The following is a 26,025-nucleotide window of genomic DNA, read 5'->3' as shown; positions in this document are numbered from 1 at the left end:
GCGTTTTCACCATATTGATAAACAGGTGAAAACGCTTTTTAATTCTTATTTCTTAGCAACAATCCGACTAACGATGTTTTTCACCGTGATGGAAAATAGCCGTACGTAAACGCTCTTGTTGCTCATAACGCTGTGGAAACTCAATCGTTTTATCTTTACCTAATTCCACTAAAAGTTCATTCATGGTTTGAATACTGGTTGTGGCAATAGCATCATCAACCTGTTTAACCACTTCATCATAATGAGACATCGTTATTTCCTTTTTCTCATAAAAATCTTAACTGCTATCATATTACAAGAAAGAAAAATTCTATATTTTTAGTCGCACAAAGCATGACTAAATTGAGTTAAGTGGCTTATTTTTTGTCTCTTGCCCCAATAACATCACCGCTAATATTCCAATTACAATCGAAAAACTGAAAATCAGAAATATTGAGCTTATTTTAAATTGATATTGAACCAAATATCCCACCATTAAAGGCCCTAATATTCCGCCAATACGCCCTATTGCGGTTGCTGTTCCTGCACCCGTTGTTCGAATTCCATCGGGATATTGTTCTGGCGTATAAGCATATAAAGCGCCCCAAGCTCCCAAATTAAAGAACGATAACAACATCCCGAAAATAAGCAGTGTCGCGGTAGAATCAGCCACACTAAAATAATATGCGCTGATCGCCGTTCCAGCTAAATAAGTCACTAAAACAAACTTTCGCCCATAGCGCTCAATGAGCCAAGCCGCCGTAAAATAACCGGGTAACTGCGCTAATGTCATAATAAGCACATATTGAAAGCTCTTAATTAAACTAAAGCCTTTTAACATAGCGACACTAGGCAACCACAAGAAAATACCGTAATAAGAGAAGACCACACAAAACCATAATATCCACAACATTAATGTTGAACGACGATATTGAGGTGACCAAATTAATGCCATTGATTGGCGAATTGATAAACGTGTTTTTTTCTGTGAAGTGTGAGGAGATACAGACTCAGGTAATTTTGAACGTAGATAAAGGGCATATACCGCAGGTAATGCGCTTAATAGCATAGCCATACGCCAGCCATAATCAGGAATGATAAAATACGCAATCAGAGCCGCAATTAGCCAACCTACTGCCCAAAAACTTTCGAGTAAAACAACAATACGACCTCGTTCATGGGTTTCAACACTTTCACTGACCAGTGTTGAAGCAACGGGTAATTCCCCACCTAATCCCATACCAATAAAAAAGCGTAAAACAAGCACGACCATTAAAGAGCTTGCTAATGCCGTTAATCCACAACCTAAGCTAAACAATAGCAATGTGAAGATGAAAACAGGCTTTCGCCCTTTTCTATCCGCCATAATGCCAAATACAAAAGCGCCGACTGCCATACCAATTGAGTTTACACTACCAATCCAACCCAATTGCGATGCGGTTAATCCCCAATCTTCTTTTAATGCTGTGAGTAAAAAGGCCAATAGTCCCACATCCATTGCATCAAAAGTCCATCCCATGCCTGCAATACATAAAAGTTTATTACGAGAGATTGCCTCAGGTGCTTTGCCTGTTTGGCTTGCCGTTGTCATTTCCTTTCCTTTCCATCCCCATTAAAGTGTTTAGTATACTAAACAAGAAAAACCATTTTGTTAATAGTGAAGTCATTATTTAAATAAAAATTAACATTTATGCTGAAAAAATAGCTAAAAAAAATCGGTATCTCTAATTAAGATACCGATTTCAAACTTTATAACTATCGATCGTGTCTTTTTGATTAGCTTCTTAAACCACGACCTTTTTCAATTAAATACCATGCAATAACATAAAACACAGCAATAAAAAGACACAGTACGCTAATCGTCACTGTTAAAGAGACATCGGTAATTCCCAGAAAACCATAACGGAAACCACTTATCATATAAACAATCGGGTTTAATTTAGATACCCCTTGCCAGAATTCAGGCAAGAGTGACAGTGAGTAAAACACACCGCCTAAATAGGTTAATGGTGTTAAAACAAAAGTTGGAATAATACTAATATCATCAAAGGTTTTCGCAAAAATCGCATTTAATAACCCCGCGAGTGAAAATACAATTGAGGTCATCAGTAATGTCACGACTACCATTGTCCAAGAGTGTATTTCCAATGGTACAAAAAAGAGTGAAACTACCGTCACTAATACTCCAACACAAATACCACGAGCAACACCCCCACCGACAAAACCTGCAATAACAACATGCGTTGGAACAGGTGAAACTAATAATTCTTCAATGCTACGTTGGAATTTAGCACCAAAAAAGGAAGAGGAAACATTGGCATAAGAGTTTGTTATTACTGCCATCATAATCAGGCCAGGAACAATAAACTGCATATAATCTACGCCACCCATATCGCCAATTCGTTTACCAATTAGGTTCCCGAAAATAACAAAATAGAGAGACATTGTTATCACTGGTGGAATTAATGTTTGCACCCAAATACGACCAAAACGGGTAACTTCTTTAATCCAAATTGTTTTGAGGGCTACCCAATACAGCTGAATCATTCCCTCTCTCCTTCTACTGTATGATCTTCATTCACTAAATGAACAAATAATTCTTCAAGACGATTGGCTTTATTTCTCATACTTAACACTTGAATACCTTGTGCATTAAGTTGAGCAAAAACACTGTTTAATCCTTGTTCTCTTTTAACATCGACTTCTAAAGTCGATGTATCAACCAAGCGATATTGATAATTTTGTAATTCAGGTAATGGGCTTTTAGGTGCTAAGTCTAAAATAAATGTTTCAGACTCTAATTTACTTAATAAACCTTTCATACTGGTATTTTCAACCAGCTCGCCACGTTGAATAATACCAATATTCCGACACAGCATTTCTGCTTCTTCTAAATAGTGAGTCGTTAAAATAATAGTGGTACCTTCAGCATTTAATTGTTTTAAAAACGTCCACATTGAGCGACGTAATTCAATATCAACCCCCGCGGTAGGTTCATCAAGAATAAGCAATTTCGGTTGATGCATTAACGCACGCGCAATCATCAAACGACGCTTCATCCCTCCTGATAAAAAACGCGCTCTATCATCCCGTTTTTCCCACAAATCTAACGGAGTTAAGTAAATTTCGGCACGTTCTAGTGCTAATTTACGAGGCACGCCATAATAACCCGCTTGGTTGAGAACAATTTGTAATACGGTTTCAAAAGGGTTGAAATTGAATTCTTGTGGCACTAATCCTAACTGGCGTTTTGCATTTACCATATCGGTATCGGTGTCATAACCAAACACTTTTACTTTGCCGCTACTCTTATTGACTAAAGAGCTAATAATACCAATCGTGGTCGATTTACCCGCACCATTAGGACCTAATAAAGCATAGAAATCGCCAGCCTCAACGGTGAGGTTAATACCTTTTAGCGCTTTTACGCCATTGTGATAAGTTTTCGTTAACTCCGTTAACTCCAATGCATACGTCATAAGTGGGAATTACCTTTTATCAACTGCATTATTCAGCATTGACTGAGCTGAAATCAGAAAATAGCTATTCAACTAAACCTTGCTAATGCTACGCGTTGCTCACACGCTTCAATTCAGAAAATAGGCTTAGTTCAATAAGATCAAAATGGAATAAGGATATTCTAGAGAAAATAAGGTCGTAAATAAACCGTTTTAGGGTTTATGACACAAACGAATAAATAAATATTTTTTAACTATTTTAATAACAAAGAATAAGACCTGAAGAGAATGTAAATTAACAATCAAGGCTCAAGGTTCTTTTATTTCTTACTGATATTCTGATGTTTTAATAACTTTATCCCTTAGTGCAATCATTTAGCCTAATTGATACCAATAAAATTATTGCCTTTGTTTCTCAAGTTTACTGATGAATATTATCTCGCTATTCATTACCCCAATCAATGATGCTCTTTATTTTTTTATCATTTATGCTTTCAGTATAAAAATAAAACCAATAATCACAATCATTAGATTTATTTATATAATATTTATAAGTGTCTATTTTTGAATAATACAACAGTAGGCTTAACAAACAGTTATCTTTTTATACATTTGATTTACATCAAAGAATGTATTGATAAATTCATTAAACAAATGCTATAAAAAGATCTATCTTATTTGAACGCGAAAAAATACAAGCAATTATCTGTCACTTGGCTTTAAAAAGCCCTCTGATTAATTCAAAAGTAATGGTATAAAAATACCCTTTCTTAACGGATCTCTCGCATCCAACAATAACACAAGAGCTATTTCGTGTTGGCGTACTGTCAGCGCAAATGGTGGGAAACCGAATTTACAGGCAGTCACGTCATGATGAGAAAAATTGAAGAGCTGTTAGCCAATAACAAGCAATGGTCAGAATCTGTTACTGAAGAAAATCCTCAGTTTTTTAAAGATCTCTGTAAAGGTCAAAAACCTCACTTTTTATGGATTGGTTGCTCTGACAGCCGCGTTCCAGCAGAAAAATTGATCAACGCAGCACCAGGGGACTTATTTGTTCACCGTAATGTAGCAAACCTAGTCATCCACACTGACTTAAACTGCCTTTCAGTGATCCAATATGCTGTTGATGTATTGCAAGTTGAGCATATTATTGTCTGTGGTCACTATGGTTGTGGTGGTATTGAAGCAGCGATTGAAGGCACTGAATTAGGTCTTATCAATAACTGGTTACTGCATATCCGCGATATTTGGTACAAGCACAGTTCCATGTTAGGCGAACTGGCACCACATGATAGATTAAACCTACTTTGTGAGCTAAACGTTATCGAACAAGTGTATAACCTTGGTCACTCTACCATTATGCAAGCAGCGTGGAAACGCGGACAAAAAGTGATGATCCACGGTTGGGTTTACGGGTTAAATAACGGTGAGCTACACGACCTTGATGTCACTTCGGATAGCCGTGAAAAACTTGAACTTTCTTATCGTCAAGCGATGGCAAAATTAAGCCATCCACGTTAATACACTCCGCACACCAACAAAAAACCCGCTTTTCAGCGGGTTTTTTCACTTCTATTTGAAGTCAATTGATTACTCATCTAATAACGTTACATGCCCAATATAAGGCAGATGGCGATAACGCTGTGCATAATCGATGCCGTAACCGATAACAAATTTATCTTCAATGGAGTAACCAATCCACTCAACTGGCACATCAACTTCACGACGAGAGGGTTTATCCAATAAAGTACAGATAGAAATAGAAGCTGGCTCACGTAAGCTTAAAATCTCTTTAACTCGATTTAAGGTATTACCTGAGTCAATAATATCTTCAACAATCAGAACATCTTTACCACGAATATCTTCATCAAGATCTTTAATGATTTTAACGTCACGCGTTGACGTCATACCATTACCGTAACTTGATACAGTCATAAAATCGACTTCATGGTTCACATTAATTTCACGACATAAATCTGCCATAAAAATAAAAGAACCTTTTAACAAGCCGATTAAGACAAGATCGTGTTGTTCTTGACGTGGGCGGTAATGTTCTGTGATTTCACGACCTAGCTCAGCAATACGCTGTTTGATCTCTTCTTCAGAGATCATGACATCAACAATATGTTTCATGATTTATTTCGATTGGGTTAACGGGGAAAGCAAACGATTGTACCAGAACTTCCTTCATCATGCGATGATCTGATTTAATGAAAATAAAGACACAAAATATTAATCTTATGCCTTTCGTCGGTTTATCTTACTGATATTAATAAGTTTTATAGCGACAAATCATTTACTAACGGTAAAACCCGCCATCATACCGGTATCTTCATGCTCTAATAAATGACAGTGCGCCATAAATGGATGCGCTTTTGTGGCTAAATGATCGAATTTCACCAAAATTTCGCTAAATTGACCTTCAACTTTCACGATATCTTTCCAGCCTTGGCGATGTTTTTCTGGTGCTCGACCATTTTCAGATAAAATACGGAATTGCGTACCATGTACATGGAATGGATGTAACATCATGTCACCACGGCCAGAAACAACCCAACGTTCATAAATACCCTGTTTCACATCAAATGCGGGTTCAGTCATTGAGAATGGAATACCATTGATACTATTAGCATTATAAATATCTAGATCCCCATTACCATGACCACAATTCATTCCACCGCCCATCATGCCATTGCCGTTACCTTGGCGCATATGACTCATTCCATGATGAATACCCGCTAAAGCTTTATCACCATAACGCTCTGTTAATGCTATCATCCCTTGCATATCTAAACGCATATCCATACGTAAATGTAATGTACGAGTTGCAATGTTACTGAGGGTTGGTAATGCCGGAATTAATGCTAATTGATCGGGTAAAGTACCTTGTGCTTTTTCTGCTGACGGTAATAAACGTAATACAGGTAATACATTATCAAACGGTGCTAACACCATGCCCATTTGACGTACAGGTAAAGTGACAATATCAAAATCACGACCATCTGAGGTATCCACTAAAACCTCAAAACGCTCTCCCATTAAAATAGGGAGTTCTGTCACTTTTACAGGTTCTGCTAATAATCCACCATCACTGGCGATCACATACATGGATCTGCCATCACTAGTGGCAAGATTTAAGCTACGCGCATTACATCCATTTAAGAATCGTAATCTTACCCAGCCTTTTGGCACAATATGCTGTGGTTGGATCGCCCCATTGGTCAACATCATATCGCCGAACCAGCCAATCGTCGCACTCATTACATCGAGTTGATAATCGATTTGTCCATCACTATCTAAACGTTTGTCTTGTAAAATAACAGGTAAATCATCAACGCCCCAGCGATTAGGTAATTTACGGTTTGCGGTTTCATCATCTTCAATAATCACTAATCCGCCTAACCCCATAGCCACTTGCTGACCTGTTACACCATGCGTATGAGGGTGGAACCAACACGTTGATTCAACTTGGTTTGGTGTAAAAGTCACTGTGCGAGATTTCCCAGGTGCAATCGCTGCTTGAGGGCCGCCATCTTCTTCGCCACTAATTTCAAGCCCATGCCAGTGAACGGTTGTCGTTTCGGGGAGTTGGTTATTGATATTGATAGTGACAGGTTGACCTCGTTTCAATTTCAATGCAGGCCCTAATAAACTGCCGTTATAACCCCAAGTTGTTGTACTTGCCGTCGGAATAAATTGAGAAACACCTTGTTGAATATTAAGAACAATCTTTTGTTGAGCATCTGGGGTAATTTGAGGTGGAATAGCCAATGAAGGCGTGTTACTTTGAGCAAACGCAAAACGACTCCAGCTTGGTAATAATGTTACAGCACTTAATGTGGCGCCTAATTTTAAAAATTCGCGACGTTGCATAATATATTCCTTTGAATAAAAACAAGTTATTATGTATTTATCGAAATAAGATGAATAAAAAAGCTTTGTAAACTATTACTGATGCTAAAGTTTCCCCTTACTGGAAGGTCAATTTAAACCCCAACAAAAAAGAAGGTCTTTGCAAAACTTTTAACTACATTAAGCCAAATAACAAAACTTGCTAAATCATCACACAAAGGAATAGCTCACCTAATGAAAAAAATGTTCGCCTTGTTCTGCACACTAACGCTTTCTTTTACTATGCTCTTTTCTTCGAGTACAAAAGCGTTAACTTACACGCAAGCAGAAGACTTGGCAGATTTAACCGCTATCTACCTTTTTCTAAATAAAGATTGTGGTTATGAGCAAATATCAAAACCTAAAATTGAAAGAGCATTAATGGTTTTTTCACGCTCACAACAATGGGATGTCAGTAATTACTCGACGTTGCCAATGAGTCAATTAAATGAAGATAGCTATAAGGATTTAAAAGGCATTGAAGTAACACACAGTAAGAAATGTCAGCTATTAGCAAATAAATCGCTAAGTTTATTAAATTATTAATACTTGTGTTAATTCACTATTGGATAAATAAAGCGAGATAACCTCTTTAAATACAGTCGCGATATAAAGTGACTTATAGAGGTTATCAACAGATTTTTTACCTTTCTTTAATGCTAATTATTTTTCTTCTGCCTATATTCATTCCAATATAAAGCAACAGATGGAATACTTTGAATAATCAGCATTCGAAAAATATGATTCGACATAACAAAAGCCGCATCTACATTCATGGTTATCGCAGCAAAAGTCATTGCTTCCATACTTCCCGGCGCCCAAGCTAATACTAACGTTGCCCAAGGCACACCTGTTAGATAAGCCGCCCCATACGCCACAATCACGGTTAAAATCACATTAATAATCACAACTTGCACAGAAGAAAATGCATTTTTAATCAGTGATGAAAGCGGGAAAACAACAAAATGTGCGCCAATATTCATACCAATTAATACCATGCTCAATTCATTAAGAAGCATTGGAAACGTAATAGGCTCACTCACAAAAGATTGAACCAATATCGCACTGCCTAATGAGGTTAGCATAAAAGGCGCAGGAAATCGGATTTTCTGTAATAAAATCCCAGAGCCCAACCCTAACGCAATAATCAACAATAACCACAACAGAGAAATTATTGTCATTTCGGGTATTGCAAATTCAGGCATATTGGCTTTATCGGCTCCCACAATAAAACCCGCCATAATAATCAGCACCATTAAACGAATGGTATGAGAAATAACGATTTTTTGTGGTGGTGTTTTAGTATGATCCGTAAGAGCCAAAATAGCCGCCATCGCACCGGGTACGGCACCTAACATTGATTCTTCTTTCGTCCAACCAATATGGCGATGGAACCAAAAATAGCTCACAAAAAATTGAATGGCTAAACAAACAACCAACGTCAGTAATAGAATGATTAAATTATCAGCATTGCCTAAATGAACTTGGTTAAACATTAAGCCAACCGATGTACCTAAAGTGAGCTGAATAAACGTTAATGTATGTTTAGGAACCGCAAGCTCCCATTTAAAACGATAAGCAATAATGACAACGAGAATTGGCCCAAACATCAGAGCCATAGGCAAACCTGAAAGGGTAAGAACACCACCGATTAATGCACAAAATAGAATACCTGGCAGAGTTTTTAAAAACGACATGTTGTGTTATCCAACTTTTTTAATTATTGTTTCCATCCTAGCATTTGTATAAATATTTAATAACCAAATAGTGATAATGTAATTATTATTTTTTTTAATGCATAGAGCCGATTATGTCGCTGAAAATAACCACAAATCCCACATCAAATGAGATCAATGAAATTTATGAAGGCTTATTAACACATAACCTCAGCTATATTCATATGGATCAATACACACCACTTGCTGTTTTTAAGGAGGAGAATGGTAAAAAAATAGGTGGGATCATAGGGGATATTTTAGGGAATTGGCTACGCATTCGTTATTTGTGGGTAGATAAAACCTATCGTGGACAAAACATAGGTACAGAATTGTTGCAAACGATGGAAAGCACAGCAAAAGAAAAAGGAGCCAAATATGCTGAAGTGGATACTTTTAGCTTTCAAGCCCTGCCTTTTTATCAAAAGCAGGGGTTTGAGATATTTGGCATGTTAGAAAACTATCCAATTAGTGATAAAAAATATTACTTAAGAAAGGATTTATAATTTTTTGTTAGTTTTATCTTTTTCACTTATTTCACTCGTATTTTCGTTCTTACTAAAATTCAATTGATAATTATCTGGTGAAAATTTTAATTTCTCATCTAAATCTAAAAGTGTGTCTTCTTCAGTAGAGTTTTCATCTATATCGAGTATAATCGAGTCTAATTTATTATTTATTTTATTAAATTTCTCATCTGACTTTAGCGTTGAATTTAAATTCTTTATTTTTTCCATTAAATCATCCAATTCTGGTCTTTTATAATGAATATTATTTATATTAAAATTTTCATAATCCCATTGATAATCTGGATTATCATCTTCATTCATTTCTTTTGAATTATCTAATATTAATTCACTATCATCAATATCCTGAGTATCACCATCGTCAATTTTACCTGCATTATCCATTTCACTTTTTAATGTAAATTTATAATCCCCAACATTAAAATCATCAATATCAATATATCTATCTTGCAAGTCTTCTTTAGGTGTAGATTGGGGTAATATTATTATTGTTTCTATATCTATATCATTAATTATATCTGTATCTACTTGTGTAACTGTATCTACTATCGTATTTCTTTTTATCGCATTATGGTTATCACTAATATATTTTCCTATCCATTCTTGCATTAAGTCATTAAAGGAATATTCACTACCCATATTTTTATTAAGTGCTATCATCATAATAGTAGATAATTTATTTTCTATTTTATTTTTTATAGTATCATCAAATTTATCAAGCACTTGGGCTTCTTCAATACCAATAAGTAAAATGTTCATTGATTTTATAAAATTATCTCTTTCTTTTCCTGTCGAAAAATTATGCATAAAATCATATTTTTTATTTAAATGAATATTTTCGAAGTTAAAATTTGAATTTATTAACTTGAAAATATTTTTAATACTTTTATCATCTATGGAGTTTATTCTAAGTTTAATAATTTCATTTAAACACTCTACAATTAAGTTACTGTTAGAGCCTTCATTCTCTATATCATCTAGTCCTGAGAAAAAATCTTTAGCTCTTTTCACTTCAGTTAAATAATCACAGAAACTGTAAAACTCAAACTTATCATTTGCATGAGAAATTATGTTATTTATAGTATTTAAATTTTTATTTTTTATTTCTATTTTTTCTTCTCTAACACCTTCTATTTCAATGTTTTCTTTATCTATTTTATTGAAAATATTACTATGTTTTTTTGTATCAACAATATCAAATAGTTTATTATTTTTTATATCTTTTATAAGAAAACCAATCTCTAGTTTATGGAATAAAGAAGTCAACACATGAATAATTCTCTTACCAAAAGAAGGTGAAACTGGTGTGTTTCTTATTTCAGTTATTTTTTTTGTAAAAATATAATCTTCATTTTTGGGAAGATAATGTTTTTTATTTACAAATAACACGCTGGGGTTAAATATATTTGTTTTGCTAATCATAAATCATCCACCCATATATCAATAAATATAATTAAATTATTAAACATATAAATAACTTGATAAAATTATTAGATATGCTCAAAATAATTAGCAAAATACTTTCTTAGTACTTCATCTTTAGATTTATCTAAATCATCAATGCTTAACCCTAACCGGCTAAAAATACCTTTTAGTTTATCTTCCACTGCTGTTTTTTGTGTGCTACTAGTACCACTACCGCCATATCCAACCATACCGTCACTAGTGTAGTTAATTATTTCATTATTTTTATTTCCAAAATAACTATAACTAACTAATAGAACAACAGCATCTTGCGCCCATTTATAATTAATGTTATTACTTGAGTTTTTAAATAACCGAGTAAGAAAATCATGTCCATTATCATTTTTCTTTATATTTTCATAAAAACTATTGTTGAGTAAAGTTATTGCTTTATCTGTTGGCTCTCCCATATTCTTATAAATATCCTTGCTCACCATCCTTATTAAGTTGTCTACTTTAGCAATAGAGTCATCCTCGCCAATAAAGTTTTCATCTTTTGATAGCTGGTTAAATAATTCTTTTGTTAAACTTAAAGATATTTCTTGTTTAACATTTTCAAAATCACCACCAGAAATTTCTTTAATTTCTAATCTATTCTTTTTATTAAAAATAGAATCAATAATTTTATTAATAACGCTATCAACATTCACATCTTTATCCTGATTGTTGATTTTTTCTTTTAGTAAATTCTTTAAATTATCGATTGTATTAGAAGAGAATAGTTCATCTATATTTAAATTTGAAACAATATTCAATTTACCCATTATTTTACTAGGTAAATCAGAGTAATTATTCTGGAATTTATTTTTAGCCAAATCAGCTTTAAATTCATTATTTATTATTTTAATATCATCAACAAGCTTACACTCCAAAGCTTTTTCTAAGGTATGATATTTAATCATAATATCTATTTTGTTATCACTATTTATTTTTTTAGATATTACCTTATTAACATTATCAGTAAATGTTTTATTAAGTTGATTTAACTTATTTGAGAAATTTTTAAATGCATCATTATCACTTGATACATTATCAAATTTAAATGTATTTAACGCTTTATTTATATTTTCATTCTCAAAGTTTATTTTTACAGGTAATAATGTTCTATTTATAAATTTAAATGGAGAGGTTAAATTTATAATTAGATTTTTAAAGCTCCTTTTTTTCTCGCTTCTAAAATAAAGTTTTTGTTCTGTATTTAACTCTTTCTTTCCTGAATTAGTAATCCAATCTGGAAGTTTATCTCTAGTTTCTTTTATATTAACGTTTTCTCTTTTCAAATCTCTCCCAAAATCTATGGTATCTCCAACATCATTATCTAAGCTAATAATTGAATTCGAATTATTAATTACTTCATCTAAATATTTCTCTATTTCTAACTCATCCGTATTTTTATTAACTATATTTTCTTCATCAACTGCATTTTCTTTATCAACTGCATTTTTTTCATCAACTACATTTTCTCCATTAACTACATTTTCTTCACCAACTACATTTTCTTTATCAACTGCATTTTCTTTATCAACTACATTTTCTTCACCAACTACATTTTCTTTATCAACTACATTTTCTTTATCAACTACATTTTCTCCATTAACTGCATTTTCTTTATCAACTACATTTTCTCCATTAACTACATTTTCTCCATTAACTACATTTTCTCCATTAACTACATTTTCTCCATTAACTATATTTTCTCCATTAACTATATTTTCTTTATTAACTATACTTTCTTTATTTTCTGCTCTAAGACTTCCAAAATGGGGACTATAAATATCAGGCTTTGTTTTATTTAATATATTCTGACATCCTGTAATATACTTTAAATAATTTTCTTGGGATATTTCTTCTCTTTTTCCTTTATCAAAAGAAACAGTAGTATTATCAATCAATTTTATATTTTTTATAAAATCAAATCCTTTATCTATTTTATTATTAATCTTATCTATAACTGTAGATATAACTGGTTTCACTTCTGAAATTTTCATTTTAACACCTATCAATTAAAAATTATTATAGACAGTCTATTCCTTTTATTTTTTTATGTTTATAAAAATCACACACAAGTAATTAGTTAACTAGTTTCAATAAAAAAACACTATATTATTAAAATTTAAAAATAGAAATAAAAAAAGATATCAACAAGTGATATCTTTTTTTATTTTACTGATTTATCTTCCGCTGGAATTTAAAAATAATTTATTTCTTAATCATTCTTTTAAATCGTTATACACCGTTGCTCTTGAAACACCAAGGTATTGGGCAGTAATTTCCATCGCCTTACGCAGCGAAAGATAACCTTCATCTTGTAAACAGAGTAACAACTCGCGCCGTTGATGCGGTTTTAATGCTCTTGGTGTGACTGAATAAGTCGCAGAAAACTCATCAATACGTTTTTTTAGCGAATCTTCCGTCACTGAACTAAAGGTTTCAATAATGTCATTACCTTCTTCAAGGGTTGCAAATTGGTTAAGTACCATTTGTAATCCTTTGATCATTGAAATATCAATATTTAAACATAACGCTGCAACATAATTGCCCTGTTTGTCTTTAATACCGATAGACGTACTTTTTGCCGTTCTTCCATCCGGAAATTGATTGGGGTAATTCGCCACAATCTGAGGGAAATCTGACGATTCAATACGTGCCATTCCTAGCTCAGTTGCTCTATCCCCTACTTTTCTACCTGATAGATTATTTTCAATGACCATAATGGTATTTTCACTATCGGTTAGATCATGAAGTACAACTTCACAAAAAGGCGATAATGTTTTACCAATGCCTTGTGCAATAAATTGTAGTTGTTCTACCAGCCACTCTTGGTCTTCTGTTTTGTGTGACATAACGATCCCTGCAATAGCTAAAACGTAAATGATTTATACAATTTTAACTGATTTATTCAAATAATTAATCGTTATCTGCAGGATAATCAGATTTTGCCTGATTTAGAATAGCTTTTGCCATCCATTGAGTCATATCAATGACCTGTTGATCATCCATTTTCCAGATATCTTTCATTACCAAAAAGACTTCAGACCCATAAATTAAAGAGAAAGATTTAATCACCTTATCCCACATTTCTTCAGGATAGTGTGCTTTTAATGGCTCAATAACTTTGAGTAGAATCTCTTTACGGTGACCGCGAATAAATCGTTTTTCTGCATATTCACTTGATTGCCTTTCTTTTGCCCACTGCTGTAATGAGACTTGTAATGCACCACGCAGTGCACCTTCATGTTTAAACATTTGAGGATAGGCAAGATTGAGCAATTCAGTAATGCGCTGTTGCGTATTATCTTCAGGAGTGGGCTTCCATGCAATGATCGGTGCTAAACTTGCATCAACAGTGGCACTAATTAAATCACTTTGTGTTGGAAAATAACGATATGCGGTTGCTCTCGAAACACCTGCATGTGCCGCTAATTCCGACACTGTCGGTAACATTCCTTGCTCAAAAAGTCCCAATGCTGTTGTCACCAATAATTGATGGGTTCTTTTTCGTGTACCGGACATAGCATCCGTTTCGTCATTGTCACTCATAGAAAATCCTTCGTTATTTCCACACTTTATGTGTCTAATTTATTTTAAGTCAAATACTCACAACACTTAACGTTTACTTTAGGTGATTAATCACACCTTATCGACCTCTAGAGTATAAAAATAAAAATAATGAGACAAGAGTCTCAAAACGATGTTATGATAAATGAAACTCGAGTCTCATTATGGTTATAATCTATTCGTCGATAATCATAAAAGGTAAGGGAAGGCTTATGAAACAGTATTCTGGCTCTATTTATATTGCCACAACGCTTGATACTAAAAGTGCTGAGATTTTTTATGTCAGTGATTTAATTAAAAAAGCAGGCCTTCCTGTTAAAACCGTCGATTTGACAACTAAACCCACGACACTCGCCAAAGAAGCTGATGTCACCGCAGCAGAAATCGCAAGTTTTCATCCTAATGGTAAAGACGCGGTTTTCTGTGGCGATAGAGGTAAAGCCATAGAAGCGATGTCTATCGCATTTGAACACTATTTAACTCACCAAGATGATGTCTTAGCCATTCTTGGACTAGGCGGATCAGGGGGAACGGCACTGATTACACCAGCAATGCAATCTTTGCCAATTGGTGTACCTAAATTGATGGTATCGACGATGGCGTCTGGCGATATTTCAGGCTATATCGGTGCAAGTGATATCTCAATGATGTACTCCGTCACAGATGTATCCGGCTTAAATCGCATTTCTCGCAAAGTCCTAAGAAATGCGGCGAACCAAATAGCTGGCGCTGTCTATTTTTACCAGGAAGAACATGTTGTTGATAAACCGGCTGTCGCATTAACAATGTTTGGTGTAACTACGCCTTGTGTACAACAACTTACACAAAAACTTGAAAATAATTATGACTGCCTTGTTTTTCACGCAACAGGAAGTGGCGGTAAAGCCATGGAAAAACTGGCAGACAGTCACCTACTTCATAGCGTGCTCGATCTTACAACAACAGAAGTGTGTGATTACTTGTTTGACGGTGTACTTGCTTGTGATGAAGACCGTTTTGGTGCAATCGCCCGTACCAAAACCCCTTATATAGGTTCTTGTGGCGCATTAGATATGGTGAACTTTGGTCGCCCATCGAGTGTTCCTGAGAAATATAAAGGGCGTCAATTTTATCATCACAATGCGCAAGTCACCTTGATGCGTACAACACCAGAGGAAAACCGTCAATTAGGTATCTGGATCGCTGAGAAACTCAATCAGTGTGAAGGTCCATTGCGGTTTGTATTACCACAGGGCGGTTTTTCAGCTCTGGATATTGAAGGAGCCCCTTTCTGGGATCCTCAAGCGAACCAAGCTTTTTTTGATGCATTTATAACAACATTTAAAGAGACAGAGACTCGTCAGTTAGTCATCAGTCCTTATCACATAAACTCTGCTGAGTTTACTCAGCAAATTTATGATTTACACCAGGAACTTATTTGTTAACCACGGAGAAGAAGAATGACTCATTCACGTGAAACGTTACTAAAAAAATTCAATGAAATGATTGCACGCCATGAGCCAATTATTGGCGGTGGTGCAGGTACAGGGCTTTCAGCTAAGTGTGAAGAAGCAGGTGGTATTGACCTTATCGTTATTTATAACTCTGGTCGTTATCGTATGGCTGGCCGTGGTTCTTTAGCGGGTTTATTAGCTTATGGTAACGCCAATGAAATCGTTATGGATATGGCAAAAGAAGTATTACCTGTTGTTAAACATACACCTGTACTTGCTGGCGTTAATGGTACAGATCCTTTCTGTAACTTTGATAAATTCTTAGATGAAGTTAAAGCAACAGGCTTTGCTGGTGTACAGAATTTCCCAACGGTAGGTCTGATTGATGGTAATTTCCGCGCTAATTTAGAAGAAACAGGTATGGGTTATGGCCTTGAAGTAGATATGATCCGCAAGGCCCACGAAAAAGGTTTATTAACCACACCTTATGTCTTTAGTCGTGAAGACGCGATTGCAATGGCTGAGGCTGGTGCAGATATTATTGTGCCTCATATGGGATTAACAACTGGCGGTAATATTGGTGCTGAAACAGCATTAACCTTAGCGGACTGTGTTCCTTTAATTAATGACTGGGCAAAAGCGGCAAAAGCTGTACGTTCTGATGTCATTGTGCTTTGTCATGGTGGCCCAATTGCAACACCAGAAGATGCACAATATATCTTAGATAATTGCCCTGATTGCCACGGCTTCTATGGTGCAAGTTCAATGGAACGCTTACCAACAGAAGTGGCATTAACCGCAACGACCAAAGAATTTAAAAGCATTAAACGCTAATTCAAAATCATCAAGTTTGCCTAAGCGTTAATCTATATTGCCCACGTTATGTGGGCAATATTTTATGCAGATACTCTTAATCGAATTAGACAAGTTTTGCGATTAATGTATTTAAATCCCCCGCTAAGAAATCAACTGGTGGAATTTCAATAACCGTATAAGCACCTGCACGTTGTTTCATACTTGCTCTTGCAGCAGATACCATAAATTGAGACGTCAATGCAGGATTGTTAATACGCATTGAATATTCAAATAATTGATTATGTGTTTTACCCGAAACCCCTTTATGAGACATTTGTACACCATGTCCCACATCTTTTAAGCTATCAACACAATCGACTTGCTTAATATGAGTTTCATCAGAAGAAAAATAGCTATCTGCTTTAATGGCTTGCTCTACTTGATTAAAATTTGCTCCTGCTTCTAATTCCACATAAACCATACGACGATGAACGCCAGTTCCTAATGGAATAGTCATTGAAAGTGCATCTTTTACACCATCAATTGCTTTAGCAGCTACGCTATGCCCCATGCTCATACCAGGGCCAAAGTTAGTATAAGTGATCCCTTTTGGTGCCATAGCTAACATTAGCGTACGAATAATAGAATCAGACCCCGGATCCCAACCTGCTGAAATAACAGCGACACGGTCATGTTTTTTTGCGACTTCATCTAACTCTGTTTTTAATGACACAATTTCACTGTGAACATCAAAACTATCTACTGTATTAATGCCTAAGCTTAAAATAGATTTAGCTAATTCTTTAATTGCACGAGTCGGTGAACATAAGAGAGCAACATCAACATTACCTAATGTTTTAATATCGTTAGTCACGGTAATATTTTGCAGTTCTTCTGGAACATTATTAATATCTCGACGAACAACACCCATTAATTCAAAATCTTGAGCAGCTTGAACCGCTTCTAATGCAAATCGACCAATATTTCCATAACCGACAATGGCCACTTTTATTTTAGTATTCATTAATTCCCCTGACTTTAACGTGAATCATCTCTTAATGATAATAGTGATTAGTTATCAATGAATAAACCATATAAACATCTTTTTTGCCAGATAAACATTATTTGCGCTATTACCTTATAAATAAACCTTGTAGAATCTCTTATCTTCCTACGCGTTATATTAATAATATCGATTTCACTCTGTTTTTAAGAAGGTTTTCAATGCATCAGCCTGATGTAGCGGATCGCTCGCTTTTTTCCCTTAGTTGGCCAATATTTATAGATATTTTCCTACATCTAGCCACACTATTAATTAATACTTACATGGTAAGTCACGTTTCTACGGCTTACTTAGCTGCTATGGGCGTCGGTAACCAAGTTTTTGATCTTTTCATCACCATTTTTAGCTTTATTAGCGTTGGGTGTAGCGTTGTTATTGCCCAATACTTAGGTGCAGGTAAAAAAGAGAAAGCAAGCCAAGCAATTCATATTTCTATCGCATTTAACTCTTTGCTGGGTATTAGTAGCGCACTGATTATCCTGTTCTTTGGCTACAATATTCTCAACATAATGAATACGCCTGAGCACTTGGTGCAAGATGGCTACAATTATCTGCATATTATTGGTATTTGTCTTATTCCTGAGGCAATTTCGATTATTCTTGCAGCTTGTCTGAGAGTTTACGGCAAATCAAAAGCCGCCATGTATGTCACATTGATTGCTAATATTGTTACTGTTATTGGTAATATGATTGTGCTTTACGGCTTCTTTGGTTTGCCACAATACGGATTAGTGGGTGTTGCGTGGTCAACGGTTGTTGGTCGTATTATTGCAGTTATTTTACTATGTGGATTACTGTTCTACGGTTTACGTATTAAATTCGAAGCCAAGCAACTCGTCGTGTGGTCTAAAAATATGTTAGGGAAAATCCTACATATCGGTTTACCTGCTGCGGGTGAGAACTTGGTTTGGATTTTACATTATATGACTGCATCAGCCTTTATTGGCTTAATGGGCGAAGTCCCTCTTGCAGCGCAAACTCTCTATTTCCAACTGTCATTATTTTTAATGCTTTTTGGTATAGCGATTAGTATTGGTAATGAAATACTAGTGGGTCACTTAGTTGGTGCTAAACGCTTTGATGATGCTTTTGCTAGAGGCTGGAAAAGCTTAAAAACGGGAGTGATATTTACCATCGGGGTTGTGATTGTTTATTGGTTTATGCGTGATCCTATTTTGTATTCGATCACTGAAGACCAACGCATCATTGACCAATTGATCCCTCTATTTATTTTATCCGTCTTTTTAGAACCCGGCCGTACTTTTAATATCGTGATGGTGAATGCTTTGCGTGCAGCCGGCGATGCTAAATTCCCGCTGATGACAGCAATTTGCTTTATGTGGGGTATTGCTATTCCGGTGGGCTATTTCCTTGGTATAAAAATGGAAATGGGCTTGATTGGTATCTGGATTGGCTTCCTTTGTGATGAATGGCTGCGTGGCTTAACTAACGCATGGCGTTGGCGCTCTCGTAAATGGCAAACTAAGCGCTTGGATATTTAGTACTAATACTCTTTTTTTTCCCCGATATTTTATCGGGGAAACCCTATTAGATAATATTGTTATTTTTCAACTTTAAACTCTCAAGAAGAATAAAAGCATTTAAACGTCTTTTTAAATCTTCATTTACTTTAATTTTATGATTATTTGATTTATTAAAATCTTCTATAAATCGATAAATAAATCTATTAATTAAAAAATAATCTTGTATCTCATACTGCTCTTCATATTTTTCACATGAAGAAAATAATTCATCTAATGAAACATTGATAATAATCTTAATTAAGTTATCTTTAAACTTACCATTCACTTTATTATTCTTATAAATAATTTTAGATAAATCATCAACAAGCTCTAGTTTTTCTTTTAACAAACAATCTTGATTCATTGTTTCATAAATTGGTTCATAAATTGGTTCATAAATATTATCTTCAATAGGTTCATTAATAGAACTATCAATAACATTTTTTAGCAATTCTTTATTTATTAATTTATTAGTATCAAACCCTTTATTTTTTAAATAACTAAATATTGATTCTTGCTCTTTCTTATCTAAATCAAAAAATGGATTTTCTTTTTCACTTTTAATAAATAAACTTTTATTAGAAAAATAGCCATCAGCGATTTTGTCATAAAAAATTTCGTAAGAATTAGAAACACAAGAGATATCTTTACTCATGTCCATATAAATTGGTTCGTCTAGCATCTCCATTGTTTTACTTTCTAAACACTTAACACCAATAAATTCATGCGATGAATTTTTCATTGATAACACTGAGTCTCTATTAATAGAGAGATCAGTATCTGATATATGATTTGCTAAAGTTGAATACATTCCTTGTGGCATTATGTTTATCTTTTCAAGATACATCATTATCATCCTATTAGTTAAATATAGATAATATTATATATTTCGATTTTTCTTCATCTACCATTTATCCACCATCCATATAAATAATTTTTACAAGAAAATATATAAAGCTAATTTTTGTAAAGAATAATATCGACAGTATTATTAATACTATCTTGTAAAAAATATTTATAACCATCAATATTTCCAATATTATATTTTATCTTATCATCTGAATTTAATAGAGTATCAACTATTGAACCCATAAAATCTTCTTTAATTTTCGTTAAAGACGTTGTATCACCAGAAAACAAAATCAATTTAGAATTAAAATATAACTCATTCTTAAACTCTGTAATTTTTTCTTTCTCTAATGTAGGTGTTTCCTCCAAAGAAGAGATAATATCATTAATTACTATTTCTTTTATTTCATCACTTTTTACTTTTCTTTGTGCTCTAGATAAACCCCTATCAAAAACCTCATCAATATCTTTTTTATTTTTTATAATCTAATTTTATATTATCATTTTCACTCTGATTATTTTTGATATTAGAGATGCTTTTTTTAGACCTAAAAATTATTTTACTCTAATTCCCTGCTAGTTTTTTTATGATACAACAAGTAGGTGTTGCCCTTTCCAATAAATGAGACAACTAAGCTTTAATAAAGAGAATACAAAATGGAGTCTTGTCATGAATCTCGTTGAACGTTTTATTCCTTATACAAAAGTTAACACCACAACTAACAGGGAAAATGACGCTGCTGGTATCATACCTTCATCGGAAGGTCAGCGAGTACTTGCACTACAATTAGTGGAAGAATTAAAAGCGTTAGGTGTTGAAGATATCAAAATTCGCGATACCGCAATTGTCACAGCAACACTTCCTTCAAACCTTGATTATGATATCCCTACGGTTGCCTTTTTTGGTCATTTAGGTACCAGTGTAGAACAAGTTAATAAGAAAAAAGCGCAAGTTATTCCTTATAAAGGTGGTTATCTTTATTTAAACAAGTAACTTGATATCTATTACGTCATTTAGCATGGTAACAAAACCATTTTGTGTGTTTTTATTTTTAAACATTATCAATTTATCATTGAAATTTAAAATACAGCTACAATAAAAACCATGGGCACCACCATCATAATTTTAGCTTTTTTTAACTTTTTCCAATAATTCTTTTAATGTAAGATGCTTATTTTCATTCGATATTTTAAGCTGTTCGTCTATTTCATCTAAAAAACCACCAATTAATTTATTGTTATTTATTAAATTAAATCTAGCTTTATGCTCTTTCTCTATCAATGCTAGATTTCTTTCATTTATCTTATCTTTTCCGGCTAGAGTTTCTTTTTGTTTCTCTGTTTCTTTTAATTTCTCCTCTTCACTAGGCTGCTTAATAATAATTTCTTCTACAACACCATTTTCATGCTTGCTTTGCTCATTTTTTAAATATTGTAAGCAAATAATATCATTAGCTTTTTTATTTAATTTAAAAAAACAATCTGATTTAACCAATTTATTTAAATAATTCTTCTTATTAAAACAGTTTGATTTTTCTTTATTTTCAATCCCATTATAATCTTCTAAAAAATTAGAGGCTTTAGCAAGAAAAGTATAGCCATAACTATTATCGCTATCTGATAATCTATCTAATAATGATATGTCTTTTGTTGTTTCAATCAAGAAAGATTTAAATTTGTCCTTTTCAATAGCTAATTTGTTTTCATTAGATTCTATCGGTGTATCATCATTATTTAAATTAGATAGCGTTGATGATTCTTTTTCACCATGTTCAATTATTTCATAAGAATGAAAATTTGCAGATTCATATCTTGTATCATCAAATTCAATTTCACTTTCTTTTAAATAATTAGAATTGGATTTCTCTAGTAATTCAAAATTATTCATTAGAGGTTTAAATTTCATATCTGTAATATAATCAATTAATAACATCTTACTCTTCAACAAACTATCTTGTTTACATGAACGAAGAGCGTTAATAGCTTTATCAATTGGTATCAAATCTTTATTTGGAAGTTCGATAAATTTTAAAACACTCTGTTTCTTTTTAAAAAACATTTTCTTTTCATAGCGATTAGGGTGAATAAATTCATTTATTGTATTCCTCACCTTGATAGATAGATTAGAAATAGAGAGTTTTATTTCCCCGTCTATGGAGACTATTTTATTCGCAATAGAGGGTGATTTTCTACCAATTTCATTGATACCATTCATTATCATAATACTCATATTATTTATATATAAACAATATTTTACTCTCAGGATCCCCCTCATCTATCACTTCTCTTTTCTATTTTTTTAAATAAATAGCATTTATTTTAAGAAAAAAACTTAATAATTTTCAAAAAATATATTAATTATGATAAAGAAATAATAGTGAAGTTTAATGATTAACTTCACAAAAATAGAAGTCATAAAGTAAATAAAATAACCTCACCTATACAAAACACGATTTTTTTTAATAAAGAAAAAACCAAAAATTAAATATTAATTAACATTAAAAATTTTCTGCAAAAAAAATTATTTTCCTCTAATTCCCTGCTGGTTTTTTTATGATACAACAAGTAGGTGTTGCCCTTTCCAATAAATGAGACAACTAAGCTTTAATAGAGAGAATACAAAAAATCAAACACAATGGAGTCTTGTCATGAATCTCGTTGAACGTTTTATTTCTTATACAAAAGTTAACACCACAACTAACAGGGAAAATGGCGCTGCTGGTATCATGCCTTCATCGGAAGGTCAGCGAGTGCTTGCACTACAATTAGTGGAAGAATTAAAAGCGTTAGGTGTTGAAGATATTAAAATTCGCGATACCGCGATTGTCACAGCGACACTTCCTTCAAACCTTGATTATGATGTCCCTACGGTTGCCTTTTTTGGTCATCTAGATACCAGCGCTGAACAAACTAACGATACCAAAGCGCAAATCCTACCTTATAAAGGCGGTGACCTTTGCTTAAACAAAGAACTTGATATTTATCTGCGCCAAAGCGAGTTTCCTGAATTAGAAAACTATATTGGTGACGATATTATCGTGACCGATGGCACAAGCCTATTAGGTGCTGACGATAAAGCCGCTATCGCCTCTATTATGGATATGTTGCAGTACTTTAAACAGCATCCTGAAGTTAAACACGGTACAGTTAAAATTGGTTTTGTGCCAGATGAAGAACAAGGTTTACGTGGTGCAAAAGTCTTTGATACTAAAGAATTTGGTGCTGATTTTGCCTATACCTTAGATTGCTGTGGTATTGGTGAATTAGTGTATGAAAACTGGAATGCGGGTGATGTTGAAATCACCTTTACAGGCGCATCAGCGCACCCAATGTCAGCCAAAGGGAAATTAAAAAACTCACTGTTAATGGCACATAAATTTGTTGCTATGTTACCGGGCGGTGAAGCACCTGAATATACAGAAGGCCGTGAAGGTTATTATTGGGTAAAACAATTAGCAGGTAATAGCGCGCGTACTGTATTAAAAATGGATGTGCGTGATTTCACCGAAAAAGGTTATGCGCACCGCATGGCATTTTTAAAACAACTCTCAGATTATTGTGAAGGTTTATGGGGTGAAGGCTCTGTCACTTGTAAACTAGCAGATCGTTATGCAAACGTGTTTAATAGCCTGCAAGGTGATAACCGCTATCCTATCGATATTGCAGTAGCGGCTTATGAAGCGAATGGCATTACACCTCGCCCAATCCCAATGCGCGGTGGTTATGATGGAGCTGCACTCTCTCAAAATGGTCTGCCTTGTCCTAATATTTTTACTGGCGCTCATAACTTCCACTCTATTTATGAATATCTGCCAGTTAAATCGCTTTATGCGGCAAGTGATGTCTTAAAATCTGTCGTTAAGATCACCGCTGAACGCTTTGCACCTGGAGCTAAAGCATGATCCAAATTCTTGCGGTCTTAGTTGTCGTTGTTATTGTCGCTAGAATGATCTTGAAAGGATATAAAGCCGAGCCTGTTTTGTTAGTGGCGGGTTTAGCCTTAATGGCGCTAACAATGATGTTTGGTTGGGGAGATATTCTTCCTAAAAATGTCAAAACAACAGGTATTGGCTGGTTAGATCCTTTTGAAGTAATGCGTGATCTCTTTAGTAGCCGTGCGGCTGATCTTGGTTTAATGATCATGGCGCTGATGGGATTTGCACATTATATGGATCATATTGGTGCCAATGAGGCCGTTGTCCGTGTTGCAACTCGTCCATTGAAAAATATGCGCTCACCTTATGTGTTGCTATTTCTCTCTTTTTTACTCGCAAGTATTTTGCAACTTGCTATTCCTTCAGCAACAGGATTGGCCGTTCTATTAATGGGTACGATGTTCCCGATTATGATAGGGCTTGGCTTATCCCCCGCTTCCGCGGCTGGCGTGATTGCAACCTCATTGGGCGTTGCTTATACCCCAACAGCAATTGATGCTATTCGTGGTGCAAAAGCAGTTGATTTAGGCGTTGTTGAATATGTGCTTTATTACCAAGGACCTGCGGCGATTGCTACCGTATTAGCCGTCGGTATTACACATATCTTCTGGCAACGCCATTGTGATCGCAAAGCTGGGTTTGTGCCTCAATTAGGCAAAATGTCTGAAGAAGCAAAGAGTGATAAAAATGTACCCGGCTTTTATGCCTTACTGCCAATGTTACCTATCATTATGGCAGTAAGTTCATCAAGCCTATTTGTTAAAGGCATTCACCTTGATGTAGTCACTATTGTATTGATTTCAATGGCAATTTGTATGCTGATTGAAACATTACGCTTACGTGATTTTAAATCAGTGTGTGCGGGCTTCCAGCATTTCTTAAAGGGTATGGGTTCTGCATTTAGTAATGTTGTGGGATTATTAGTCGCAGCAGGTGTTTTTGCTCATGGTATTAAAGTCAGTGGTGCAATAGACAGTCTGATCGTTATGGCAGAATCTGTTGGCCTACCACCATTTGCAATGGCATTGGTCTTCGCTATCGTAACATTAGCTGCCGCGATTATTATGGGTTCAGGTAATGCACCTTTCCTTGCCTTCGTTGAACTTATTCCACAAATTGCCCATAGCATGGGCGTAAACCCAATTGCGATGATTTTACCAATGCAACAAGCGTCACATATGGGACGAGGTATGTCTCCAGTGGCGGGTGTAATCATTGCCGTATCGAGTGGCGCAAAATTACAACCGTTTGATGTTGTAAAGAGAACAGCAGTACCGCTTATGGTCGGTTTTGTATTCCATAGTGCTATTATTGCTATCTTCTATTATTAATAAATATACCTGAAGCAATAATTGTTGCTTCAGGTTATTTTCAAATAATAAACATCTTAAAAATAAGTGAAGATAATTTATTGTTATTTTCATAAATAAAAAATTAGTTACATTTTATTTAAAATATATTTACTCAATCATTTTAAAACAAAAATAAAATTACTAAATCAATGAAAATATTAACAAAATAATAAGATATTATTCTTATACAGCAGAAAATAAAACGCCTATTATTTATTTTGTTAAAATGATGACATGATATTAAACGCACTCACTCATTGCCATTTATTTTAACTATTCTGAGTTAGCCCACATTAAGTATGATAATTATACTAGCAATAGAATGGTGTATTCGTTCTATTGCATTTTTATTTAGTCTTATTATTAGATATTAACACCATCTCATTCTCTTTATGTTTCTCACCACGTCTCTTTAATAAAAAGAATACAAAACACCCTCCTTTTTATTGATAAATATCGCAAGAGAGTCAATACGGTTGC

Annotated in this window: 23 protein-coding genes and 1 pseudogene; 9 read left to right on the top strand and 15 right to left on the bottom strand. The window is 34.2% G+C overall.

All coding sequences use genetic code 11. The annotated features are described in order from the left end of the window. Nucleotides 1–67 precede the first annotated feature (67 nt). From F1325_RS03780 to F1325_RS03765, 4 genes are all read right to left on the bottom strand, one after another. A complete protein-coding gene (locus F1325_RS03780) occupies nt 68–250 on the bottom strand; it encodes a DUF2526 family protein (RefSeq protein WP_109371615.1) in 183 nt (60 codons plus the stop codon). A gap of 87 nt (nt 251–337) precedes the next feature. Then, a complete protein-coding gene (locus F1325_RS03775; protein WP_109371617.1) occupies nt 338–1,570 on the bottom strand; it encodes an MFS transporter in 1,233 nt (410 codons plus the stop codon). 185 nt (nt 1,571–1,755) lie between these two features. Continuing rightward, nucleotides 1,756–2,526 (bottom strand): ABC transporter permease, encoded by a 771-nt coding sequence (locus tag F1325_RS03770; RefSeq protein WP_109371619.1) that lies wholly within the window; start codon nt 2,524–2,526, stop codon nt 1,756–1,758. Then, nucleotides 2,523–3,458 carry an ABC transporter ATP-binding protein gene (locus F1325_RS03765; protein ID WP_160230014.1) on the bottom strand — a complete coding sequence of 312 codons (936 nt, stop codon included), beginning with the start codon at nt 3,456–3,458 and terminating at the stop codon, nt 2,523–2,525. The genes F1325_RS03770 and F1325_RS03765 overlap by 4 nt, the downstream gene beginning before the upstream one ends. 849 nt (nt 3,459–4,307) lie before the next feature. Between F1325_RS03765 and can the strand changes: the two genes are divergently transcribed. Continuing rightward, on the top strand, nt 4,308–4,961 hold the full coding sequence (gene can / locus F1325_RS03760; protein WP_072070989.1) for a carbonate dehydratase: 654 nt from the start codon (nt 4,308–4,310) through the stop codon (nt 4,959–4,961). 69 nt (nt 4,962–5,030) lie between these two features. Here can and hpt read toward each other — a convergent pair whose 3' ends face one another. Then, on the bottom strand, nt 5,031–5,573 hold the full coding sequence (gene hpt, locus F1325_RS03755; RefSeq protein WP_151434361.1) for a hypoxanthine phosphoribosyltransferase: 543 nt from the start codon (nt 5,571–5,573) through the stop codon (nt 5,031–5,033). A gap of 159 nt (nt 5,574–5,732) precedes the next feature. Then, on the bottom strand, nt 5,733–7,313 hold the full coding sequence (cueO, locus tag F1325_RS03750) for a multicopper oxidase CueO (protein ID WP_160230013.1): 1,581 nt from the start codon (nt 7,311–7,313) through the stop codon (nt 5,733–5,735). Between the two features lie 213 nt (nt 7,314–7,526). Between cueO and F1325_RS03745 the strand changes: the two genes are divergently transcribed. Further along, the gene (locus tag F1325_RS03745) at nt 7,527–7,877 is read left to right on the top strand and encodes a YacC family pilotin-like protein (RefSeq protein ID WP_160230012.1); all 351 of its coding nucleotides are present in this window, start codon (nt 7,527–7,529) and stop codon (nt 7,875–7,877) included. A 113-nt stretch (nt 7,878–7,990) separates the two neighbouring features. Here the strand turns inward: F1325_RS03745 and F1325_RS03740 are convergent, their stop codons facing one another. Beyond that, a complete protein-coding gene (locus tag F1325_RS03740) occupies nt 7,991–9,028 on the bottom strand; it encodes an AbrB family transcriptional regulator (RefSeq protein ID WP_160230011.1) in 1,038 nt (345 codons plus the stop codon). A gap of 113 nt (nt 9,029–9,141) precedes the next feature. Between F1325_RS03740 and F1325_RS03735 the strand changes: the two genes are divergently transcribed. Further along, the gene (locus F1325_RS03735) at nt 9,142–9,552 is read left to right on the top strand and encodes a GNAT family N-acetyltransferase (protein WP_160230010.1); all 411 of its coding nucleotides are present in this window, start codon (nt 9,142–9,144) and stop codon (nt 9,550–9,552) included. Here the strand turns inward: F1325_RS03735 and F1325_RS03730 are convergent. The 4 genes from F1325_RS03730 to F1325_RS03715 all read right to left on the bottom strand — a co-directional run bounded on the left by F1325_RS03730 (nt 9,547) and on the right by F1325_RS03715 (nt 14,577). After that, nucleotides 9,547–10,995, bottom strand: coding sequence for a hypothetical protein (locus F1325_RS03730; protein WP_160230009.1), 1,449 nt, complete (start codon nt 10,993–10,995; stop codon nt 9,547–9,549). The two genes, F1325_RS03735 and F1325_RS03730, sit on opposite strands and share 6 nt — an antisense overlap. Nucleotides 10,996–11,063: 68 nt before the next feature. Beyond that, nucleotides 11,064–13,025, bottom strand: a complete 1,962-nt coding sequence (locus tag F1325_RS03725) for a hypothetical protein (protein ID WP_160230008.1) — start codon at nt 13,023–13,025, stop codon at nt 11,064–11,066. A gap of 222 nt (nt 13,026–13,247) precedes the next feature. Next, on the bottom strand, nt 13,248–13,880 hold the full coding sequence (locus F1325_RS03720; RefSeq protein WP_006535016.1) for a helix-turn-helix transcriptional regulator: 633 nt from the start codon (nt 13,878–13,880) through the stop codon (nt 13,248–13,250). A 64-nt stretch (nt 13,881–13,944) separates the two neighbouring features. Next, the gene (locus F1325_RS03715) at nt 13,945–14,577 is read right to left on the bottom strand and encodes a TetR/AcrR family transcriptional regulator (RefSeq protein WP_160230007.1); all 633 of its coding nucleotides are present in this window, start codon (nt 14,575–14,577) and stop codon (nt 13,945–13,947) included. Nucleotides 14,578–14,807: 230 nt separating this feature from the next. Here F1325_RS03715 and F1325_RS03710 point away from each other — a divergent pair, with 230 nt between their 5' ends. Continuing rightward, on the top strand, nt 14,808–16,019 hold the full coding sequence (locus F1325_RS03710; protein ID WP_109371637.1) for a Tm-1-like ATP-binding domain-containing protein: 1,212 nt from the start codon (nt 14,808–14,810) through the stop codon (nt 16,017–16,019). Between the two features lie 15 nt (nt 16,020–16,034). Next, the gene (locus F1325_RS03705) at nt 16,035–16,862 is read left to right on the top strand and encodes a phosphoenolpyruvate hydrolase family protein (RefSeq protein WP_088493647.1); all 828 of its coding nucleotides are present in this window, start codon (nt 16,035–16,037) and stop codon (nt 16,860–16,862) included. A gap of 85 nt (nt 16,863–16,947) precedes the next feature. On the opposite strand, the gene F1325_RS03700 is transcribed toward F1325_RS03705, so the two are convergent. Continuing rightward, nucleotides 16,948–17,847 carry a diaminopimelate dehydrogenase gene (locus tag F1325_RS03700; RefSeq protein WP_160230006.1) on the bottom strand — a complete coding sequence of 300 codons (900 nt, stop codon included), beginning with the start codon at nt 17,845–17,847 and terminating at the stop codon, nt 16,948–16,950. A 200-nt stretch (nt 17,848–18,047) separates the two neighbouring features. On the opposite strand from F1325_RS03700, the gene F1325_RS03695 reads away from it, so the two are divergent. Next, complete coding sequence (locus F1325_RS03695) at nt 18,048–19,388, top strand: MATE family efflux transporter (RefSeq protein ID WP_160230005.1); 1,341 nt, start codon at nt 18,048–18,050, stop codon at nt 19,386–19,388. A 46-nt stretch (nt 19,389–19,434) separates the two neighbouring features. Here F1325_RS03695 and F1325_RS03690 read toward each other — a convergent pair whose 3' ends face one another. Both F1325_RS03690 and F1325_RS03685 read right to left on the bottom strand, forming a co-directional pair. Then, entirely contained in the window at nt 19,435–20,259 is an 825-nt protein-coding gene (locus tag F1325_RS03690; RefSeq protein ID WP_160230004.1) for a hypothetical protein, read from the bottom strand. Nucleotides 20,260–20,366: 107 nt separating this feature from the next. Beyond that, nucleotides 20,367–20,627 (bottom strand): hypothetical protein, encoded by a 261-nt coding sequence (locus F1325_RS03685; RefSeq protein WP_109371645.1) that lies wholly within the window; start codon nt 20,625–20,627, stop codon nt 20,367–20,369. Between the two features lie 301 nt (nt 20,628–20,928). Here F1325_RS03685 and F1325_RS03680 point away from each other — a divergent pair. Further along, nucleotides 20,929–21,249: pseudogene (locus F1325_RS03680) on the top strand (peptidase T); the annotation flags it as partial. Nucleotides 21,250–21,384: 135 nt separating this feature from the next. On the opposite strand, the gene F1325_RS03675 reads toward F1325_RS03680, so the two are convergent. Beyond that, nucleotides 21,385–22,473: a hypothetical protein gene (locus F1325_RS03675; RefSeq protein WP_160230003.1), complete on the bottom strand. Its 1,089-nt coding sequence runs from the start codon at nt 22,471–22,473 to the stop codon at nt 21,385–21,387. A gap of 433 nt (nt 22,474–22,906) precedes the next feature. Here F1325_RS03675 and pepT point away from each other — a divergent pair, with 433 nt between their 5' ends. Both pepT and dcuC read left to right on the top strand, forming a co-directional pair. Continuing rightward, nucleotides 22,907–24,160: a peptidase T gene (pepT, locus tag F1325_RS03670; protein ID WP_109371649.1), complete on the top strand. Its 1,254-nt coding sequence runs from the start codon at nt 22,907–22,909 to the stop codon at nt 24,158–24,160. Beyond that, complete coding sequence (dcuC, locus tag F1325_RS03665; protein WP_109371651.1) at nt 24,157–25,524, top strand: C4-dicarboxylate transporter DcuC; 1,368 nt, start codon at nt 24,157–24,159, stop codon at nt 25,522–25,524. The genes pepT and dcuC overlap by 4 nt, the downstream gene beginning before the upstream one ends. Nucleotides 25,525–26,025 lie beyond the last annotated feature (501 nt).

The organism is Proteus columbae (assembly GCF_009914335.1).
In the GTDB taxonomy this organism is placed as follows: domain Bacteria; phylum Pseudomonadota; class Gammaproteobacteria; order Enterobacterales; family Enterobacteriaceae; genus Proteus.
The sequence above is the reverse complement of the archived record's forward strand: the minus strand, read 5'-3'. Positions and strand labels throughout refer to the sequence as shown.

Bases quoted from the DNA above. Each gene is read 5' to 3' on its own strand.
- dcuC (WP_109371651.1), top strand. From the start codon at position 24,157: ATGATCCAAATTCTTGCGGTCTTAGTTGTCGTTGTTATTGTCGCTAGA.
- F1325_RS03780 (WP_109371615.1), bottom strand. From the start codon at position 250: ATGTCTCATTATGATGAAGTGGTTAAACAGGTTGATGATGCTATTGCC.
- hpt (WP_151434361.1), bottom strand. From the start codon at position 5,573: ATGAAACATATTGTTGATGTCATGATCTCTGAAGAAGAGATCAAACAG.
- F1325_RS03700 (WP_160230006.1), bottom strand. From the start codon at position 17,847: ATGAATACTAAAATAAAAGTGGCCATTGTCGGTTATGGAAATATTGGT.
- F1325_RS03725 (WP_160230008.1), bottom strand. From the start codon at position 13,025: ATGAAAATTTCAGAAGTGAAACCAGTTATATCTACAGTTATAGATAAG.
- F1325_RS03770 (WP_109371619.1), bottom strand. From the start codon at position 2,526: ATGATTCAGCTGTATTGGGTAGCCCTCAAAACAATTTGGATTAAAGAA.
- F1325_RS03715 (WP_160230007.1), bottom strand. From the start codon at position 14,577: ATGAGTGACAATGACGAAACGGATGCTATGTCCGGTACACGAAAAAGA.
- F1325_RS03705 (WP_088493647.1), top strand. From the start codon at position 16,035: ATGACTCATTCACGTGAAACGTTACTAAAAAAATTCAATGAAATGATT.
- F1325_RS03695 (WP_160230005.1), top strand. From the start codon at position 18,048: ATGCATCAGCCTGATGTAGCGGATCGCTCGCTTTTTTCCCTTAGTTGG.
- F1325_RS03745 (WP_160230012.1), top strand. From the start codon at position 7,527: ATGAAAAAAATGTTCGCCTTGTTCTGCACACTAACGCTTTCTTTTACT.
- F1325_RS03730 (WP_160230009.1), bottom strand. From the start codon at position 10,995: ATGATTAGCAAAACAAATATATTTAACCCCAGCGTGTTATTTGTAAAT.
- F1325_RS03675 (WP_160230003.1), bottom strand. From the start codon at position 22,473: ATGAATGGTATCAATGAAATTGGTAGAAAATCACCCTCTATTGCGAAT.
- pepT (WP_109371649.1), top strand. From the start codon at position 22,907: ATGAATCTCGTTGAACGTTTTATTTCTTATACAAAAGTTAACACCACA.
- can (WP_072070989.1), top strand. From the start codon at position 4,308: ATGATGAGAAAAATTGAAGAGCTGTTAGCCAATAACAAGCAATGGTCA.
- F1325_RS03775 (WP_109371617.1), bottom strand. From the start codon at position 1,570: ATGACAACGGCAAGCCAAACAGGCAAAGCACCTGAGGCAATCTCTCGT.
- F1325_RS03765 (WP_160230014.1), bottom strand. From the start codon at position 3,458: ATGACGTATGCATTGGAGTTAACGGAGTTAACGAAAACTTATCACAAT.
- F1325_RS03720 (WP_006535016.1), bottom strand. From the start codon at position 13,880: ATGTCACACAAAACAGAAGACCAAGAGTGGCTGGTAGAACAACTACAA.
- F1325_RS03735 (WP_160230010.1), top strand. From the start codon at position 9,142: ATGTCGCTGAAAATAACCACAAATCCCACATCAAATGAGATCAATGAA.
- F1325_RS03690 (WP_160230004.1), bottom strand. From the start codon at position 20,259: ATGATGTATCTTGAAAAGATAAACATAATGCCACAAGGAATGTATTCA.
- F1325_RS03740 (WP_160230011.1), bottom strand. From the start codon at position 9,028: ATGTCGTTTTTAAAAACTCTGCCAGGTATTCTATTTTGTGCATTAATC.
- cueO (WP_160230013.1), bottom strand. From the start codon at position 7,313: ATGCAACGTCGCGAATTTTTAAAATTAGGCGCCACATTAAGTGCTGTA.
- F1325_RS03710 (WP_109371637.1), top strand. From the start codon at position 14,808: ATGAAACAGTATTCTGGCTCTATTTATATTGCCACAACGCTTGATACT.